Origin of the sequence: Amycolatopsis sp. NPDC024027 (assembly GCF_040638975.1) — a bacterium.
GTDB lineage: Bacteria > Actinomycetota > Actinomycetes > Mycobacteriales > Pseudonocardiaceae > Amycolatopsis.
The window spans coordinates 92,853-110,921 of the sequence record NZ_JBEZYY010000006.1 but is presented as its reverse complement, the minus strand read 5'-3'; the positions used below and the strand labels follow the sequence as shown (position 1 = coordinate 110,921).

The following is an 18,069-nucleotide window of genomic DNA, read 5'->3' as shown; positions in this document are numbered from 1 at the left end:
CGCGACCTGCGGCATGTGCGGACGTTGGCTGTCCAGAGTCACACCGGTCGTGATAACGATGATGAGGTCATGAGCTTCGATCTGGTGGTCTTGGCCTTGGGAGTCGGCGCCGACGCCGACTCTGCGCGTCGGATGTTCGAGCGCTGCGTCGACGCGGGCACGCACAACGCCGGTGAGCTGGACGCGCGCATTGTGAGCTTCTATGAGCAGTTGCAGTCGGTCTATCCCGACCACGGTCCGGCTGGTGAAGCCCCTGACTGTCCGTGGAACTCGATGCCGCTTTCGGTCGGTATCGACCATGTGATCATGCATCTCGGGGCCGGGGCTCGAAGCGTACCGGCGATCGAGACGGTTCTCCGCTTGGCCGCACTGCACGGATTAGCCGTGTACGACCCGCAAGGCGACGACGTCTACCTGGCATGACAACACAACGGACGAACGTCCGCTCGTCGGCACGAGCGTGCGTATCAGGCGGGGCGTCCTCGGCTGCGGCGACCTGCGGTTGGCCGGGTTGTCGCATCGCTTCACTTGGAGTCGTTGGAGCCTCGCGCCACTGGCGAGGTACTTCATCGTTTTGCTCCAGAGCCGCGAGACCTGGTAGTGGGCGATCAGCCAGCGGTGGCCGGTGCGGCGGGCGACCACGCTCAGGTGCACCGGGAGCGTCGGCCGGTCGGTGAAGGCGAACTCGACACTGGCATATCCGAGGACCACGTCTTCGGCCAGGCGGCGGGTCTCCACGATGCGGTAGTCCGCCGTCATGCCGCGTGGCTGGGAGTCGTAGTACGCCGCCACGCCGGCTCGGCCCACGCTGTACGGGTGGAGGCCCTGGAAGATGGCGTCCTCGGTGAAGACGTCCGCGACGCGTTCGGGCTCGTGGGCGTCGACCGCTGATTTCCAGGTGTCCAGCACTCCGGTGAGGATGTTCATCGCGTTCAGTGCCCCGCGCTCTGGCCGCCGTCGACGTGCAGGATCTCGCCGGTGACGAACGGCGCGCCTTCCAGGTAGACGACCGCGTCGACGATGTCGCCCGGGTCGCCGATCCGGCCGACCGGGTGCAGGGCGGCCAGGGCTTCGTGCGTCGAAGCCGGGTGCATCGGAGTGCGGATGATGCCCGGGGACACGGCGTTCACGCGGACGCCGCGGGTGGCGTACTCGACGGCCAGGGACTTCGTCACCGAGTTCAGGCCGCCCTTGGTCAGCGCCGCCAGCGCCGAGGGGACCGCGCTGTTCGCGTGGTCGGTCAGGCTGGTGGTGACGTTGACGATGTGTCCGCCGCCGACCTCGAGCATCGCGGCGATGGCGCGTTGGGTGATCTCGAAGAAGCCACGCAGGTTGACGCCGGTCACCAGGTCGAAGTCGGCGCCGGTGTAGTCGGTGAACGGCTTCGCGACGAAGACGCCGGCGTTGTTGACCAGGGTGTCGACGCGGCCGAACTCGGCCAGGGCCTGGTCGATCACGCGGGCGCCGACGGCCGGATCGGCGATGTCGCCCGCGACGGCCAGGATCCCTGCGTCGCCTGATGGGGTGATGGACCGCGAGTTCGCGACCACGGTGTAGCCGAGCTTGCGGTACGCCTCGACCAGGGCTGCGCCGATGCCCTGCGAAGCGCCGGTGACGACGGCGACCTTCTGGGTGCTCATTTCCGTTGACCTCCTTGAAGTGGTGCTTCCGAAGCCGATGGTGTGCTGGACTCGGGTGCTTCGCCACGACCGGTTCGCTCTCACTTGAGAGGCGCAACCTCCCACCGCACTAAGCTGCCGCCATGGAGCTACGCCAGCTTCGGTACTTCGTGGCCGTCGCCACAGAGCTGAACTTCGGCCGGGCCGCCGAACGGCTGCGCATCGCCGGGCCGTCCCTGTCCCAGCAGATCAAGGCGCTGGAGCGGGACCTCGGTGTCCGCCTCTTCGACCGCGACCGCCGTTCGGTCACGCTGACCGAATGCGGGGAAGCACTGCTGCCCCAGGTCCGGGCGCTGCTGGAGCAGGCGGAGGAGCTGCGTCGGTCGGCCGCCGGGATCGCGGCGCGGGAGCCGGTGCGGCTGGGCTACGTGAACTGGCGCCCGGCCGACCTGCTCGACCGGGTGGCGGGTGTCGCGCACCTGCACGTCGACACGTGGGTGCTGCCTTCGCACACCCAGCTGCGCCGGGTGGCCGACCGGAGCATCGACCTGGCGATCTGCTGGGCGCGGGCCGCCGGCCTGGCGGAACTCGGTCTGGAAGCCCACCTGATCGGCGTGGACCGGCTCTACGCGGTCGGTACCGGCACCGCCGAGGTCGCGGCCCGGGACGTCGTCGTGCTGGTCGACGCCGACACGGCCAGCTGGGCGTCGTGGAACGCCTACGCCGAGGAGTTCGCCCGGGCGACGGGCGCCGAGGTGGTGCACACCGAGGACGGGGGATCCACGGGCCCGGCGCTGTTCGACCACGCCCGCCGGCTACGGCGGCCAGTGCTCAACAACCCGAAGGGCCAGACGACACCGGTACCGCCGGACCTCGGGCGGCGGCCGGTGGTCGACCCGGCGCCGTTGTGGACGTGGTCGCTGGTGTCCCGCCGCGACGAGACCCGCTCGCCGGTCCACGCGACCATCGCGGCCCTCACTCGGGACGTCGGCTCCCTGGACCTCGCCACCGGCTGGCTGCCCGCCGACGACCCGCACGCCGCCGAGCGGGATCGACCCGCCTGACGGGAGGTCACTTCCGCCGTGGGGGTCGGCCCCCATTCCTGCTTCTGCTGCGACACGCTCGATCGAGAACGTGTTCGGGCCGGTTATGCCGGATAGGAGCACGGGGCATGGCGGGCTGGTCACGTCTGTTCGAGCAGTCGCTCGATGATCTTCTTGGGGCGTTGGATGAGTGCAGCGCTCGTCACTACCAGCGTCCCGATCATCACGAGAGTGATGGTGTTGCAGACATCGACGGCGTGCGCGATGCGGTCGTCCGGGGTGGACAAGAGGATGTACGCCTTGGTGGCGCTCGTTACGATCATGATCAGGCCGAGCGAGGCCGTGAGCAACCGTTGCCACAGTCGGTATTCGGGTACGTCCCGCCATGCGTGCTCGAACGCCTGCTCCCGTTTCGGGTCCCCGAAGGTCGCGATGGACATCGTGCTCGCATGCGTGAGCGGTGCTCGACGCACGAGTGTGACGAGACAGAAGACGCCAGGAATGAGGACATAGGCCGCCTCGCGCAGTGCGGCGATGCGAGGGTTCTGCGTGGCCAGCGAGAGGGTGATCGTCGCGGCGATCTCGCAGAGCACCAGGAGACCGATCAGGTCGATCCGTCGACGGCGGACGGTGACCACCACCGCGACGACGGCGACGGCCACGGCCGGCGCCGTGAGCGCCCAGAAGACGCCGACCCCGAAGGCACGCAAGAGGTAGTAGCCGCCAATGGAAAGGACGATCTCCAGCAGGCTGGACAGCAAGCTGGTGGCTTTGGTCCTCGGCTGCCGCTGCGTAACGGATGACATGACCGCTTCCTCCTGTCGCCGGCGGACTTAGTACATACTGGACTAGTATAGTACGTACTATGGCAACTCGTGGACGCTTGTCGTCTGTCGCGATCGCGGTTCTGGCGCTGCTGGCCGAGGAGCCGATGCACGCCTATCGGATGCAACAGCTGATGCAGGAGCGCGGGGTGGGGATCGTGGTCAACGTGCGCAACCGATCCGGGCTCCACGCGTCCGTCGAGCGGCTGACCCGGGACGAGCTGATCCGCGTGCGCGCCGTCGAACGCGACACACGCCATCCGGAGCGCACCGTCTACGAGCTCACTCCACACGGCCGGGAGACCCTACTGACAAGCCTGCGCGACAACGTGGCCACGCCAGCACGAGAGTTCCCCTTGTTCCCCGCCGTGGTGTCGTTCCTGCACCTGCTCAGCCCCCAGGACACGCGAGTACAGCTGGAACTGCGGGCCGAGGCGTTGCAGCGGCAGCTGGCCGAGACGCAGGCGGTGCTCACCGCCTCACGCGAGCACGGTGTCCCCCGACTGCACCTGCTCGAGCACGAGTACCTCCAGACCGCCACATCCGCAGAACTGGACTGGGTGCGCGCGGTGTCCCGCGATATCAGCACCGGCGCCCTGACCTGGAAGCCGTACGCCTGACACGATTCCGGCCCTGCAGTGATCTGTACTCACCACGCGCAGCCATGCCCGCTCGTCGGCATGAGCGCGCGTCGTGACAGCGTGGTCAACGGCAGGTCGGATGTCGCGCTTCATGGACTGCCGCGTCGGGGCGGGAACTCTAAAACACGCGACGGTCGTTGCTCCTGCGGTCGTCTTGGACGAGGTGCGGGTCGTACACGCCCGAGCGTGCGGTGCGGCGCCAGTGCCGTGCGAAGTTCTCCGGGCCGTTGTCGAGATCGGCGATCGCGATGGCGGGCTCTCCGGTCTCGGGGCAGCGCACGACCCATCGGCCTGCGGGAGAAATCACGCCGGAAGCGACATCCTGTGTGGGGCCGGCGTAGCTGACCCAGTAGCTGTTGGTGGCGGCGTGCGCCTGCGCCTGGGTGGCGAAGTCCCCGTCGTCGGTTTGCCGGCCGGGCCCCGCTGTGGAAAACAGGACGCAGTCGACGTCGAGCCGTTCGTACTCGATGAACAGCTCGGGGAAGTGGACCTCCATGCCGAGCAGGAGCCCGAACCGCAGCCCGTCGACGTCGAAGGTCACCGGCGCCGATCCCGGTGTGTACATGTGCGTGACCTTCGTGTTCGACAGCATGCGCTCGTCGTAACGCGTGACGACCTCGCCCCGGTCGGAGATGACGTACAAGCTGTTGTGCGGGCGGTGTGGCGGGGTCAAGCAGTGCACCGAGCCCACCACGGTCCAAAGCCGGAGTTTCCGGGCGAGTTCCGCGATTGCGGCCAGTTCCTGGCGCAGGACACCCCATTCGAACCGGGTCCAGTCCGCCGGCCCGACCTTGTCCGGGCCTTCGACGGACATGATCCGCTTGTGCGGAGAACAGGTCGCGCCCTCGGGGAAGTGCACGAGTGCCGCACCCGCTTCGTGCGCCTCGAGCATCAGCCGGCGGATGTCGCTCCCGCTGTCCCGCAGCCCCGTGCGGTGGCGGGGATCTTCGCGGAGAACAGCCTGCGCCACGGCCAGCCGGAGCCGTTTCGTCTCCGCCGTGATGTCGCGTTCCGGAGCTTGCCGGAAGTGCCGGAGAGCAGTCGTGTAGGACTGGCCGGTCTTGGTCGCGCGGGCACGCACCCTGCGTTTGAAGTTCCTGTTCGCCGTCATCGAAGCCCTTCCGCAGCTCGGACGGAGGTTCCCCCAGCGAACACCACGCCCGAGACGGACAAGGCCGACGACAACGACCCGAGACGAGAAGTCCCTTTGCCTCCCTGCGGGACTGCGCTGGGGGCAGTCGACGGAGGTCCGGCGTGAGCCACGCCGGAGATCACCGTAGCACGGCACACAGCACGGACAGGCCGAGGCGCGCTCGTAGGGTCGAGCGCGTGTTCCAGGCCCGGACCCGAGTCAGTCCTGGGTGGATTCGGTGGGGAGCTCCGGTGGTGCCTGCAGATCGTGGGCGCGGAACAGGACGGCGTGCTCGACGCCCATGGCCTTGCCGCCCATCGCTGCGAACTGCGGAATGAACTTCGCCGGGACCGGGTGGTCGGGGAGGGCCGCCAGGTACGCGGCGTGTGCCTCGAGCGAGGCGACGCCGCGGCGCAGTGGTTCGCCCGTGACGTCGACGCCGTGGGTCGGGTCCGTCATGCCCGGGGTGAGGTACCAGCGCGCGGAGTGCGGTTCGAGGCCCTCGTCGTCGATCTGTTCCGGGAACACCCACCGGTTGCCCGCGTCGCGGATCGCGTCGAGCGTCGCGAGGCCGGCCGCGCGGTGGTCGGCCTGGTCGAAGCCGTACGGCGTCTCGACCTCGAAGCCGGTGCCGTAGACGGCGTCCGGCTTGAAGCGGCGGATCTCCCGGCAGATGTCGCGGCGCAGGTCGAGGCCGTGGACGAGCACACCGTCGGGGTGTTCGAGGATGGTCAGGTGGTCGACGCCGACCGCGGCGCAAGCGGCCCGCTGTTCGGCGGTGCGCAGGCGGGCGGTCTCCTCGGGCGGGTTCGGCATGCCGGCCTCGCCGCGGGTGAGCAGGAGGTAGCCGACCTCGATGCCGCGTGCGGTCCAGCGGGCGACGGCCGCGGACGTGCCGTACTCCATGTCGTCGGGGTGCGCGACGACGCAGAGCACGCGCTGGAACGATTCCTCGGGCAAAGCCGGCAACGTCATGCCGACATCCTGCCGCATTCCGGGCCGGCGCCGCCGATGCCCGCGGGCGGCCGATGCGGTTGGATCGAGTGGACGATGTCCGGGAGGTGGGACGCTGGTGGGTAGCGATGCCGGAGGGCCGGACCCGGCCCGGATCACCGACGTCGCGGGGTTCGTCCGCGAGGTCGATCTGCTGCGCCGGCAGGCAGCGCGCGGCACCGGCAAGGCGCGAGTCAGCCTGACCGAGCTCGCCGGCTTGGTGGCTGTGCCGCGCTCGACCGTGCACGCTTACGTGTCCGGCAAGATCCACCCACCGTCCGACGTGTTCGACCGGATCGTCATCGCCTTGGGTGTGCCGCGCACGGCGTGGGCGAGCTGGAACGAAGCCTGGTTCCGGGTGGCCGCCCACCTCCACACGCAGAAGCAAGCCGCCCCTCCGCCGTCGGTTCCCCGGCAGCTGCCCCTCGACGTCGCCGGGTTCGTGGGACGCGAGCGGGACCTTGCCGCGCTCGACGAGCTGGTGAGCGGCTCGCCGGGCACTCGGGTCGCGCTCGTCACCGGGATGCCGGGGGTCGGCAAGTCGGCTCTGGCGATCCGGTGGGCCCACCGGGCCGCCGGCCGCTTTCCCGACGGCCAGTTGTTCGTGAACCTGCGGGGGTTCGCCGAAGCTCCCCCGGCCGATCCGGTCGACGTGCTGTCCGGGTTCTTGCGCGCCTTGGGGACGGCCGAGCGGGAAACACCGCGGGAAGTCGACCGGCTCGCCGCGAGCTTCCGGTCCGCGGTCGCCGGCCGTCGCGTGGTGGTGGTGCTCGATGACGCGAGCAGTGCCGAGCAGGTGCGCCCGTTGTTGCCCGGCTCGCCGGGCTGCGCCGTCCTGATCACCAGCCGCACGAAGCTGGTCGGCCTGGTCGCCAGGGAAGGCGCGGTGCCCTGCGAACTGGGGCCGCTCGGGACGGACGACGCCGTCGCCCTGGTCCGGCACGCCGCCGGTCCGGATCGGGCCGACACGGACCCCGCGGCGACCGCCGAGCTGGCCGAAGCCTGCGGACGGCTCCCGCTCGCGCTGCGGATCGCCGCGGCGAACGCCCGCGTCCGGCCGGGCCTGCTGCTCTCCGCGATGGTCGAGGAGCTTCGTTCGGCCGATCCGCTCGCGGTGCTCGATGCGGCGGTCGACCGGGAGACGGCGGTGCAGAACGCGGTCGCGTTGTCCTACCGGGCGCTGAACTCCGCGGCGCAACGGGTGTTCAGGCTCCTCGGGCTGTTCCCCGTCGACGGGATCGCCCTGCCGGCGCTGGCGGCCGCGACCGAGCTGGAGCCGGAGTCGCTGGCTCCGGTCGTCGCCACCCTGCTCGACATGCACCTCCTCTTCGAGCGGACGCCGGCGCGGTACAGCCAGCACGCCTTGCTGCATTCGTGGGCCAAGCGCCGTTGCCGGGCGGAAGACGCCGGCGACGTGCGTGACTCGGCGCTGCAGCGGCTGATTTCCCACTACGCGGGGCTCGCGACCGAGGCGGCGCAGCTGAGACACCCCCGTCCGTACCGGGAGAAGTACGCGCGCGCCCGATCCGGCGGCGCGTCGTTCGCGACCGCTGACGAGGCGCTGACCTGGTTCGACGTCGAATTCGCCACGCTGTCCACGCTGACCCGGCAGGCCGCCGCCGCGGGCCTCCACGCGCTGGCGACCCAGCTGTGCGTCGCCCTGCACTTCGAATTCGAACGGCACCGTTCCGCGGAGTGGCTGCCGGTCAGCGAAGCCGCGCTCGCCGCGGCACGCGCCGCCGGGGACGCGGCCGGGCAGGTGCTGTGCCTGCGGGTGCTCAGCAGCGCCCACTGGAGCAGGTCGGACCACGTCGAAGCGCTCCGCCACCTCGACGAAGCCGTGAAACTGGCCGACGAGCTCGACGCGCCGGACCTCCGGGGGATCGTCCTGAGCGATCTGGGCCGCATGTCGATCTCGGTCGGCCGGCTCCACGACGCCGCCGGGCACTACCGGCGGGCCCTGGACCTGGAGACGGCTCAGGACGGGGCGGCGTCCATCCCGAACCTCGTCGTGCTCGGCGACGTCCTCTGGGAGCTGGGGGAGCTGGCCGGTGCCTACGCCCTCCAGACCCAGGCGATCGAGACGGCGGCTCGGCAGGGATACGCCGCCGGGCTGCAGCTCGCCGAAAGCCACGCGGGCCGGCCGAGCCAGGCGCTCGGGGACCTGGAGCGCGCCGTCGAGCACTACCGGACCGGTCTCGAACTGTGCCGGTCGGCCGGGGAGCACGCGGACGAGGCCAGCGTGCTCGCCAACCTCGCGGGAGCCCTGCGCGACCTCGGCGAGTACGAGGAGGCGCTGGCGACCGCCCGCGACGCCCTGGCCAAAGCGACCCGGCTCGGCATGCGACGGACGCAGGCGGCCGCGCACCACGTTCTCGGCACGGTCATGGTGGAGCTCGGCCGGATCGACGAGGCCCGGACGGCGCTCGAGTCGGCGCTGGACCTTTCCCGCGAGGCGGGCCACCCGCGCGGCCGCGGGGACGCGCTGGTCGCCTTGTCCGCCGTGCACCTGCGCCAAGGGAAGCTCGACGAGGCCTACGACCGGGCCGGTCGGGCCCTGGCCCTCAGCGAGGAGACCGGCCACGGCCTGATCCGGGCCGACAGCCTGCTCGCGATGGCCGCCGTCGAGCTCGAGCGCGGCGAATCCGGGGCGGCGCGGGCCCACGCCGAGCGGGCTCGGGCCCTGCACGGACAGGCGGGCTGCCGGCTGGGTGCCGAGCGCGCCGACGCGGTTCTGACGTCGTTGCCGTCCGCGCGCCGCTGAGGGGCCGGTGTCCGCGAGCGTCCAGGTATGTCCAGGATCCGGCCGTCCCCGGCCTTCGCCGTGGTGAAGTGTGGCGGTCGTCGCCGAGCCGGGGACGACGTGCCGGTGTTCGGGGCACCGGCCGGCGGTTCGGCGGTTCGCAGCCATGGGGAGGGGCGACGCCGAACCGCCGTGGCCGGTTGCCGGATAGCCGCGTCGCGCCGGCAGGACGAGGGGGATCCGGTTCGTCCGTGCAGCGAAACCCGCCGTCCGCCGCCGCGGCGCCGTGCTGGACTCGGCGAGTCTTCTGCTGGTCCGGGGCGGTGGGCGCCCGTTTCGACGAGGCCGGGTTGCGCCGGGCGAGCCTGGTCTCGTGCGGCCTTGAAGGTGCGGTGCCGGACCGGGCGGACCTGACCCTGGGCTCGCCGGCCTGGTCCGATCTGGCCGGACCCCATCGGGGCCCCTCTCAGCCGTGCAGCTCTGCCCAGCGGCCGGGACGCTTCGGCAGCACGACCTCCTCGGCACCGGCCGCCCAGCCCGCCGGCCAGGTGCGGACGGCGTACCAGTCCGTCCGCGCCCAGGCCCGTGCCAGCTCCGGCGGGGCGGCGAAGGTCGCCCCGGTGAAGTCGGCGTGACCGGTGAACCGGGCCTGGGCGAACCGGGTCCTGGCCGCGAACTGCGCGTCGCGGAAGGACGTCCGGCCGGCGAATCCGGCGGCGACGGCGTCGAACGGCCCCGCGAACCGTGCGCCGGTGAAGTCGGTGAGTCCGGAGAACCTGGCCTGGTGGAAGCCGGCGGGCCCGGCCACGGTGACTCCCGGGAACGCGGCCGTCCCGGTGAAGGTCACCTGGTCGAAGTCCGCCGCTCCGCGGAAGTCCGCCTCGCGGAACCGGGCGTGCCCGGCGAAGCAGGAGCCCGCGAACAAGACGTCCCCGGTGAAGACAGTGCGGACGAAGCGGGCGGTGCCACCGAAGCGCACCTCGTCGAAGGTGAGGTCGCGGACCTCGCAGCCGGACAGGTCGACGGCGGCGGTGAGGACGGCGTACTCGACCCGGAGGTCGATGCCGGGCCAGAACTCCGGCCCGTCCGGGCGCAGGTGCGGGAGCACCAGCACCCAGAGCCGGGAATGCCAGTTCGGCATCCGGTCGCAGTCGTTGAACCGCAACTCGCCGAGCACCTGGTCGACGAAGTCCTGCCGCTGTGCCGGGTCCTGGTGGGCGCGCCGGTCCAGCTCGCGGAACGTCTCCAGCCGCGTCTCGGGGGCCGGCCTGTAGTGGCGGTAGGGCGGGTGGGCCGCCGCCGCTGTCGTCGTCGCCCGGACCGGCACCCGCCGCCGCACGGCGCTCTTGCGCAGCAGGAAGACCCGCACGTACTGCACCGCGAGGGCGATGAGGACGACGATGAGCACGGCCTGCGCCGCCGCCAGCGGAAAACCCGACATGGGTGGAGTGTGCCCGGAAGAACGAATCCGGGACAGCGAAATACTCGGCGACCCGCCACCGCCCCGCTCGCTGCCGGCCGGGCGCGGCGACGCGGACGTGATCAACAGAAAGCGCCGTTCGGCTCACGGGCAATTTCCATAACCTGTCCGAAATGAAGGCGAATTGTTTTCGAACAGGTGGGCGCAAGATCATTCCCGGCCGCTCCCGGCGAGGTTCGGACAGTACTGTCGGGCGCCCTGGCGGAGGGGACACATCTGGCCCGAGATCCCTGCACGACAGGGGTTTCGGCCGGTCATGACCCAGGGTTCCGGGAGACGTCGCAATGACGGTTGTGTCCGCCGCGGGTATGGGCGTGGCAAATGCTCCGAACGGGTGCAATAGATTCGTCGCGTGATGGCTGAACCGAAGTTTTACGGGTACGCTCCCAGCGGTCTGCAGGCGTTCCCGAGGGGAGCGCGATCGAATGGCAATCGGCGAAGAAATCCTCAGGAGGCTCGGTGTGCACGAACACCCCGGCAGCTGCGGCGGCACCGGAAAGAGCGGTGGAGTCAGGGTTCCGGCACCAGGGCTGCCTCTACGGCAGCGACGCCGGGTTCCTCGCGATGGCCGTTCCGTTCGCGGAGGACGGGCTGCGCCGGGGTGAGCCGGTGCTGGTCACCACGACGGCGGCCAACCTCGGGCTGCTGCGCGCGGCGATGGGTGCGGCTGCCGACCGGGTCGCTTTCGCGGAGTCGGACTGCTTCGGCCGGCGGCCGAAGCAGCTGGCCGGTGCGCTGCACCGCTACTGGGGCCGCCACCGGTCCACCGCGCCGACCGGCACCGTCCGCATCCTCGCCGAACCCGCCCGGGCCGGCGGCTCCGGCGACGAAGCCGCCTGGCAGCTGGCCGAGGCGGAGTTCAACGTGGCGCTGTCCGGGACCCGGATCTGGATGATCTGCCCCTACGACACCAGGACCACCGGTCCCGGGGTGGTCGAGGTGGCACGCCGCACGCATCCCGAGTACGTCGTGGACGGCGAGCTCCGGCCGTCCGCGCAGTTCAGGTCCCCCGAGGAGGCGGACGGACCCGCGGCGGCCGCGCCGTCGCGCGTCGCCGAGGACCTCTTCCGCTTCGAGGGCGACCTGGTCGCCGTGCGGCGCCACGTGCTGGAGCGGGCGAACGCCCTGCTGCGGTCCGAGGACACCGCGACGCTGTTGGGCATCGCCGTCGGCGAGGCCATCACCTACCTGCTCGAGCACGGCATCGACCGGGCGGCCGTGTGGGTGCGGCCGGCGGCCGGCCGGGTGGTGTGCACGCTGCACAGCGAACGGCCCGTCGACGGCCCGGCGTTCTACGGGCCCCGGGCGGCTGCCCGCCCCGGCACCACGTTGTGGATGACCGACCAGATCTGTGAGTGGCTCGACGTCAGCTCCGACACGGCCGGCTGCACCATCGAGCTGGCCATGCGGGAACGGCCCGCCGGCGTGGTGCACCCCGCCCGGGGCCGGTGAGCAGGGCGGGCCGCGCTCGCCGCGGGGCTGCCGCCGGTGCCGCGAATGACTCATTCGCGACCTCCGAGGTCCCGAATGAGTCATTCGCGACCTCCGAACCCGCTGCCGCGCCCGGCTGACAGCGCGGCCGGGACACATCTGTCCGTCAGTGCAGCCGCACGTCGCCGAAGCGGTCTTCGATGCGGCGCAGATCGCGCAGCCGGGGCTCGGTCCGGCCGGCGAGCCAGCGGTTCATCGTTTTCGGGGACACCCCCAGCTCTTCGGCAGCGGTCTCCTTCGTGATCCCGCGGCTGCGCAGTGCTTCGGCCAGCCACTCGGCGAAGCTGGCGGCGGGTGCGTCCGGCCGCGGGGGCACCGGGGGTGGCTCTTCGCTGCGGGACGGGAGCACGTCGAACTCGACGCGCTGGGGATACTTCCGGCAGGAGACCTCGAGCACGCCGGACGGGCCGGCCGCGCTCAGCAGGGCCCGGAGGATCGTGTTGCCCACCTCGCGTTCTTCGGCCTCGGCGAGCGGCGCACCGGCGAGGCACTCCTGGACGAATTCCCGGATTCCCGGAACGGCGGACGGGCGGGCGGGAAAGATCTTCGTGATGATTTCGACCGGGACGACCTCGATCGAATTGCCGGGTGACCGGCCCACCGATTCCATCACGATCAATGTCCCTTCCACGGGGCGTCCAGTCTAGTCTTCCGCGCGATTTCCGGCCGGCACGACAGTCTTGCCGCTGCTGCCGGACGGGTCTACGGTAGGCGTCCTTCGGGCCGGTCATTCGCCGGACGGCCCGTGGCCGCAGGGAAGGTGCCATCGATGGTCAGGGCCCCGCAGACCGGTAACGGCCCGGCGGACGACTCCGAGAACAACCCACCGGTTGTCCACATTCTCTGGATGAATGGCGGCCTGAGCTGTGACGGAGAATCGGTCGCGCTGACCGCGGCCACTCAGCCCAGTATCGAAGAGATCGTTCTCGGCGGGCTCCCCGGGCTGCCCGAGGTCGCCATGCACTGGCCGTTCCTCGATTTCCACAGCGGGCCCGACGGGGGTTCCGACAGCTTCATCGAATGGTGGCACCGCGCGGACCGCGGCGAGCTCGAGCCGTTCATCCTGATCGTCGAGGGTTCGATCGCCGACGAGACGAACAAGGCCGAGGGCTACTGGTCCGGGTTCGGCACGGACCCCGCGACCGGCCAGCCCGTGACGGCGAGCGAGTGGCTCGACCGGCTGGCCCCCAAAGCGATGGCGATCCTGGCCGTCGGCACCTGCGCGAGCTACGGCGGCGTGCACGCCATGGCCGGCAACCCCACCGGCGCCATGGGCGTGCCCGAGTACCTCGGCCGGGACTGGCGGTCGTGGGCCGGGCTGCCCATCGTGTGCGTGCCGGGGTGCCCGGTCCAGCCGGACAACCTCTCGGAGACCATTCTCCACCTGCTGTTCCAGGTGGCCGGGCGGGCACCGGAGATCGACGTCGACGAGGCACTGCGCCCGAAGTGGCTGTTCTCCAACACCGTCCACGAAGGGTGCGACCGGGCCGGGTACTACGAGCAGGACGAGTTCGCCGATCAGCACGGTTCGCCCCAGTGCCTGGTCAAGCTGGGGTGCTGGGGCCAGGTCGTCAAGTGCAACGTGCCCAAGCGCGGCTGGATCAACGGCGTCGGCGGCTGCCCGAACGTCGGCGGCATCTGCATCGGCTGCACCATGCCGGGTTTCCCGGACAAGTTCATGCCGTTCATGGAGGACCCGGCCGGCGCCGGCGGCCCGACGGCGACGAGCAGCGTGTCCGGGTCCGCGATCCGCATCCTGCGGGAGATCCGGACGGCGGCGGACCGGTGAGCGTGCCCGGCGACCCGGCTGTCCCGAGCCCCGGTGAACGCCTCGAGACACTTCTGGGCGTCCTGCTCGCCGGTCCGGGCCGGCAGCCCGCCGAAGAGATCGTCCGGCAGCTGACGGACTTGTACGGCGAAGGCCTGACCCGGATCGTCGGCACGCTGCGCGAACACGCCCCGGCGCTGGTCGGTGCGCTCGCCGCCGACGACGTCGTCGCGAACCTGCTGGTGCTCCACGACCTGCACCCCCTCGACGCGCAGGCGCGGGTCCGGCGGGCCCTGGACCGGATCCGCCCGCAGGTGGGCGCGGTCGGGTACCTGGACACCGACGACGGCGTGGTCCGGCTGAGCCTCGCCGCGAGCCGGGGCTGTTCGTCCGCGGCCCGCACGGCCCGGGCGACGGTCGAGGCCGCCGTCCGGGCCGCCGCGCCGGAGATCACCGGCGTCGAGTTCGTCGTCGAAGCCGCCCCGGCGCTGTACCAGATCGGCATGGGACCACCCGGCGCCGCACCGGAAGGGAGGGCGTCTTGAGCGTCGGCACCGGATCCACGCATCCCGCGTTCGCCCGGGACCGGCGCTCCGCGCGGCAAGAGCGGTGCGAGCTCTGCGGGACACCGGTGGCCGCGCGGCACGGCCACGTGGCCGACACCGGCCGCCGTGGCCTGCTGTGCGCGTGCCGCGCGTGCTTCCTGCTGTTCCCCCGGCGCCCGGCCGGGGAAGCCCAGACCGGAGATGCGCGGTACCGCGCGGTACCGGAACGCTACCTGTGGGACCCCCGGCGCCCGATCGGCCGCCTCCACTGGTGCGGGCTCGGCATTCCGGCGCGCTTCGCGTTCTTCCTCCACCGCGGCTCCCGCGTCACGGCGTTCCAGCCCGGGCCGGCCGGCGTGGCCGAGACGCCCCTTCCTCACGGGCTCTGGGCGGAGCTCGCCACGGCGCACCCGCTGCTGGCCACGGCCGAGCCGGACGTCGAGGCGATCGTGGTCCGCGGGGGTGAGCGCGGCACGGACTGCTTCCTCGTGCCCGTCGACGTGTGCTATCGGCTGGCCGGTGTGGTCCGCCGGTACTGGACCGGCGGCGACGGCGGCCCCGAGATGCACGAACGCGTCGGCGAGCTGTTCGCGGAGATCGAACAGCGGGCACGGCCCATGCGGTAGCGACCCGGGCGGCTCGGGCGCAGACTGAGCGGGTGCGGGTCGCGGTCCGGGTCGTCGGGGTGGTTCAGGGCGTGGGGTTCCGGCCCTTCGTCCACCAGCTGGCGGTGCGGCTCGGGCTCAGCGGGTTCGTCGGCAACGACGTGCACGGTGTCTTCGCCGAGGTCGAAGGGGCACGGTCGGGGGTGGACCGCTTCGTCGGCGCGCTCACGGCCGAAGCGCCGCCCCTGGCCCTGGTCGATGACGTGCGGGTGCGGGAAGTTCCCGCCGTGGGCGGGGCCGGGTTCCGGATTGTCGGGAGTCCGCGGGGTGGCGGTGCCGATACGCTGATCTCCGCCGATTCCGCCACCTGTGACGACTGCCTTCGCGAACTCTCCGATCCCGCGGACCGGCGGTTCCGGTACCCGTTCGTGAACTGCACGAACTGCGGCCCGCGGTTCACCATCGTCCAGGGCGTGCCCTACGACCGGCCGCTCACCACCATGGCCGCCTTCGCGATGTGCGCCGGGTGCAAGCAGGAGTACGAGGACCCGGCCGACCGGCGGTTCCACGCCCAGCCCGTCTGCTGCCCGGCCTGCGGGCCCACGCTGCGGTTCGAGCCCGGCGGCGGGGATCCGCTCGCGGAGACCGTCGAAGCCCTGCGCGAGGGCGCGATCGTGGCCGTGAAAGGGCTGGGTGGATACCACCTCGCCGTCGGCGCCCGGCACGAGGAAGCCGCGCGACGGCTCCGGCAGCGCAAGCACCGCGAGGACAAGCCGTTCGCCGTCATGGTCGCCGACCTCGCGCAGGCCCGGGAGCTGGCCGACGTCGACACGGCGGCCGAAGAAGCACTCGGCAGCCGGCGACGGCCCATCGTGCTGCTGCCGAAGAAGGCGGACCTCGCGGCCGCCGTCGCGCCCGGGAACCGGCGGATCGGGCTCATGCTGCCCTACACCCCGCTGCACCACCTGCTGCTGGCCGAGACCGGCCCGATCGTGCTGACCAGCGCGAACGTCTCCGACGAGCCGATCGTGTACCGCGACGAGGACCTCGGACGGCTGGCGCGCATCGCCGATGCCTTCCTCACCCACGACCGGCCCATCCACATCCGCACCGACGACTCCGTGGTGCGCATCGTCCGAGGGCGAACGCAGCTTCAGCGGCGTTCACGCGGCTACGCGCCCGAGCCGGTCCGGCTCGAAACGAAGAAGCACCTCCTCGGCTGCGGCGCCGAGCTCAAGAACACGTTCTGCCTCGCCAAGGGCCGCCACGCCTTCGTCTCGCACCACATCGGCGACCTCGAGAACTACGAGACGCTGAAGGCGTTCACCGAGGGGATCGCGCACTTCAAGCGCCTCTTCGACGTCGACCCGGTGCTCGTCGCGCACGACCTGCACCCGGAGTACCTGTCCACGAAGTACGCGCTCGAGCAGGACGTCGAACTGCTGGGCGTGCAGCACCACCACGCGCACATCGCCGCTTGCCTGGCCGACAACGACCACGAGGACCCGGTGCTCGGTGTCGCCTTCGACGGCACCGGTTTCGGGCCCGACGGCACCATCTGGGGCGGCGAGTTCCTCCTCGCCGATCTGAGCGGCTACGAACGACTCACCCACCTGCGGCCGGTCGCCATGCCCGGCGGCGTCATGGCCATCCGGCAGCCCCGGCGGATGGCCGCGTCCTATGTGGACGAACTCGGGCGGCCCGCCGACGAAACCATCGTGAAGCTGAAACGCAGTGGCCTCAACTCGCCCCTGACGTCCAGTGCCGGACGGCTCTTCGACGCCGCGGCCGCGCTGCTCGGTGTCCGCGAGAGCATCACTTACGAAGGCCAGGCCGCCATCGAGCTGGAACAGCTGGCCGATCCTGCCGAACGGTCCGCCTACCGGGCCCGCATCGACGACGTCGTCCACGGTGAGGATCTGATCGCCGCTCTCCTGGACGACACCGCCACGAAGGCGAAGCGGGCCGCCCGGTTCCACAACGGGGTCGCCGCGGCGATCGCGGAGACCTGCCACCGGCTGAGGGACCACAGCACGACGGTCGCGCTCTCCGGCGGGGTGTTCCAGAACGTCCTGCTGCTCGACCGGACCGTGGAAGGCCTGGAACAGCAGGGCTTCCGCGTCCTGACCCATCGGAACGTGCCCACCAATGACGGCGGGATCAGCTTCGGGCAGGTCGCCGTAGCCAGTCGTACCACTCGGTGAGGCCGTCGCCGCGGGTCGCGCTGACCTGGAGCAGCGTGGCCGACGGGTTCACCCGGCGGACGTCCCGCTCGAACTCGTCGACGTCGAAGTCGACGTAGGGCAGCAGGTCGACCTTGTTCAGCAGCACCAGGTCCGTCGCGGCGAACATGTGCGGGTACTTCAGCGGCTTCCCGGGCCCCTCGGTCACCGACAGGACCACGACCCGCGCCGCCTCGCCGAGGTCGAACAACGCCGGGCAGACCAGGTTGCCGACGTTCTCGATGAACAGCGTCGAGCCGGGCGCGGGCGACAGCGAATGCAGTGCCCGGTGCAGCATGGCCGCGTCCAGGTGACAGCCCGCGCCGGTGTTGATCTGCACCACCGGCGCGCCGGTGGCCTTGATGCGCTCGGCGTCCAGCAGCGTCTCCTGGTCGCCTTCGATCACCGCGCAGGGCCCGTCGAGGTCCCGGATGGTCCGCTCCAGCAGCGTCGTCTTGCCGGCGCCGGGCGAGCTCATCAGGTTGATCGCGAAGACAGCCCCCTCACGCAGGTGCGTGCGGTTGTGCGACGCGAGTTCGTCGTTCTTCGCCAGGATGTCCTGCTCCATGACGACCGTCTGGGCGTGGTCGGTGATCCGGACGTCCGCGTCCGAGCAACCGCAGGTGTCACACATGGCCGACCTCCACCGAGGTGATGCGCAGTTCGCGCCCGGCGAGCACCGCGACGTCGGCGCTGCCGCAGGGACACAGCAGGATGAAGTCGTCGAGGGTGAACTCGTCGCCGCAGGCACGGCAGCGCGCCCGCCCGGGCGGCTCGGCGATGTCCAGCCGGGCGCCTTCGAGCGACGTCCCCGTGCAGAGGACGTCGAAGCAGAACCGGACGCTGTCCGGCACCACGCCGGACAGCCGCCCGATCTCCAGCCGCACGCTCGTCACCGCCGCGTCGCCCAGCTTGGTGACGATCGCGTCGACGACCGACTGCGTGATCGCCATTTCGTGCATT

18 protein-coding genes are annotated in these 18,069 nt (G+C 71.2%); 9 read left to right on the top strand and 9 right to left on the bottom strand.

Annotated elements, in window-relative coordinates; all coding sequences use genetic code 11:
- The first annotated feature begins 69 nt into the window (after positions 1-69).
- Entirely contained in the window at positions 70-423 is a 354-nt protein-coding gene (locus AB0F52_RS17080; RefSeq protein WP_360171137.1) for a hypothetical protein, read from the top strand.
- On the opposite strand, the gene AB0F52_RS17075 is transcribed toward AB0F52_RS17080, so the two are convergent.
- The gene (locus tag AB0F52_RS17075; RefSeq protein ID WP_360171134.1) at positions 379-909 is read right to left on the bottom strand and encodes an SgcJ/EcaC family oxidoreductase; all 531 of its coding nucleotides are present in this window, start codon (positions 907-909) and stop codon (positions 379-381) included. The two genes, AB0F52_RS17080 and AB0F52_RS17075, sit on opposite strands and share 45 nt — an antisense overlap.
- A gap of 23 nt (positions 910-932) precedes the next feature.
- The gene (locus tag AB0F52_RS17070) at positions 933-1,640 is read right to left on the bottom strand and encodes an SDR family oxidoreductase (RefSeq protein ID WP_360171131.1); all 708 of its coding nucleotides are present in this window, start codon (positions 1,638-1,640) and stop codon (positions 933-935) included.
- A gap of 122 nt (positions 1,641-1,762) precedes the next feature.
- Here AB0F52_RS17070 and AB0F52_RS17065 point away from each other — a divergent pair, with 122 nt between their 5' ends.
- Entirely contained in the window at positions 1,763-2,683 is a 921-nt protein-coding gene (locus AB0F52_RS17065; protein WP_360171128.1) for a LysR family transcriptional regulator, read from the top strand.
- A gap of 119 nt (positions 2,684-2,802) precedes the next feature.
- Here AB0F52_RS17065 and AB0F52_RS17060 read toward each other — a convergent pair whose 3' ends face one another.
- A complete protein-coding gene (locus AB0F52_RS17060) occupies positions 2,803-3,468 on the bottom strand; it encodes a VC0807 family protein (protein ID WP_360171125.1) in 666 nt (221 codons plus the stop codon).
- A 59-nt stretch (positions 3,469-3,527) separates the two neighbouring features.
- Between AB0F52_RS17060 and AB0F52_RS17055 the strand changes: the two genes are divergently transcribed.
- Entirely contained in the window at positions 3,528-4,106 is a 579-nt protein-coding gene (locus AB0F52_RS17055; protein WP_360171122.1) for a helix-turn-helix transcriptional regulator, read from the top strand.
- Positions 4,107-4,245: 139 nt separating this feature from the next.
- Here AB0F52_RS17055 and AB0F52_RS17050 read toward each other — a convergent pair whose 3' ends face one another.
- Both AB0F52_RS17050 and AB0F52_RS17045 read right to left on the bottom strand, forming a co-directional pair.
- Entirely contained in the window at positions 4,246-5,238 is a 993-nt protein-coding gene (locus AB0F52_RS17050) for a carbon-nitrogen hydrolase family protein (RefSeq protein WP_360171119.1), read from the bottom strand.
- 240 nt (positions 5,239-5,478) lie between these two features.
- Entirely contained in the window at positions 5,479-6,234 is a 756-nt protein-coding gene (locus tag AB0F52_RS17045) for a PIG-L deacetylase family protein (protein ID WP_360171116.1), read from the bottom strand.
- A 97-nt stretch (positions 6,235-6,331) separates the two neighbouring features.
- On the opposite strand from AB0F52_RS17045, the gene AB0F52_RS17040 reads away from it, so the two are divergent.
- On the top strand, positions 6,332-9,016 hold the full coding sequence (locus tag AB0F52_RS17040; RefSeq protein ID WP_360171113.1) for a tetratricopeptide repeat protein: 2,685 nt from the start codon (positions 6,332-6,334) through the stop codon (positions 9,014-9,016).
- 445 nt (positions 9,017-9,461) lie between these two features.
- Here AB0F52_RS17040 and AB0F52_RS17035 read toward each other — a convergent pair whose 3' ends face one another.
- On the bottom strand, positions 9,462-10,436 hold the full coding sequence (locus AB0F52_RS17035; protein WP_360171110.1) for a pentapeptide repeat-containing protein: 975 nt from the start codon (positions 10,434-10,436) through the stop codon (positions 9,462-9,464).
- Between the two features lie 543 nt (positions 10,437-10,979).
- Here AB0F52_RS17035 and AB0F52_RS17030 point away from each other — a divergent pair.
- Positions 10,980-11,927 (top strand): MEDS domain-containing protein, encoded by a 948-nt coding sequence (locus AB0F52_RS17030; RefSeq protein WP_360171107.1) that lies wholly within the window; start codon positions 10,980-10,982, stop codon positions 11,925-11,927.
- Positions 11,928-12,072: 145 nt separating this feature from the next.
- On the opposite strand, the gene AB0F52_RS17025 is transcribed toward AB0F52_RS17030, so the two are convergent.
- Complete coding sequence (locus AB0F52_RS17025; protein WP_360172013.1) at positions 12,073-12,576, bottom strand: helix-turn-helix transcriptional regulator; 504 nt, start codon at positions 12,574-12,576, stop codon at positions 12,073-12,075.
- Between the two features lie 159 nt (positions 12,577-12,735).
- Here AB0F52_RS17025 and AB0F52_RS17020 point away from each other — a divergent pair, with 159 nt between their 5' ends.
- The 4 genes from AB0F52_RS17020 to hypF are packed head-to-tail and all read left to right on the top strand — an operon-like array spanning position 12,736 to position 17,088.
- The gene (locus tag AB0F52_RS17020) at positions 12,736-13,755 is read left to right on the top strand and encodes a hydrogenase expression protein HypE (RefSeq protein ID WP_360171105.1); all 1,020 of its coding nucleotides are present in this window, start codon (positions 12,736-12,738) and stop codon (positions 13,753-13,755) included.
- The gene (locus tag AB0F52_RS17015; protein ID WP_360171102.1) at positions 13,752-14,279 is read left to right on the top strand and encodes a NifU family protein; all 528 of its coding nucleotides are present in this window, start codon (positions 13,752-13,754) and stop codon (positions 14,277-14,279) included. Before AB0F52_RS17020 ends, AB0F52_RS17015 begins: the two co-directional genes overlap by 4 nt.
- The gene (locus tag AB0F52_RS17010) at positions 14,276-14,905 is read left to right on the top strand and encodes a DUF5947 family protein (protein ID WP_360171099.1); all 630 of its coding nucleotides are present in this window, start codon (positions 14,276-14,278) and stop codon (positions 14,903-14,905) included. Before AB0F52_RS17015 ends, AB0F52_RS17010 begins: the two co-directional genes overlap by 4 nt.
- 32 nt (positions 14,906-14,937) lie before the next feature.
- Entirely contained in the window at positions 14,938-17,088 is a 2,151-nt protein-coding gene (gene hypF, locus AB0F52_RS17005) for a carbamoyltransferase HypF (protein WP_360171096.1), read from the top strand.
- Here the strand turns inward: hypF and hypB are convergent.
- The gene (gene hypB / locus AB0F52_RS17000) at positions 17,045-17,740 is read right to left on the bottom strand and encodes a hydrogenase nickel incorporation protein HypB (protein ID WP_360171093.1); all 696 of its coding nucleotides are present in this window, start codon (positions 17,738-17,740) and stop codon (positions 17,045-17,047) included. The genes hypF and hypB overlap by 44 nt on opposite strands.
- Positions 17,733-18,068: a hydrogenase maturation nickel metallochaperone HypA gene (locus AB0F52_RS16995; protein ID WP_360171090.1), complete on the bottom strand. Its 336-nt coding sequence runs from the start codon at positions 18,066-18,068 to the stop codon at positions 17,733-17,735. The genes hypB and AB0F52_RS16995 overlap by 8 nt, the downstream gene beginning before the upstream one ends.
- Position 18,069 lies beyond the last annotated feature (1 nt).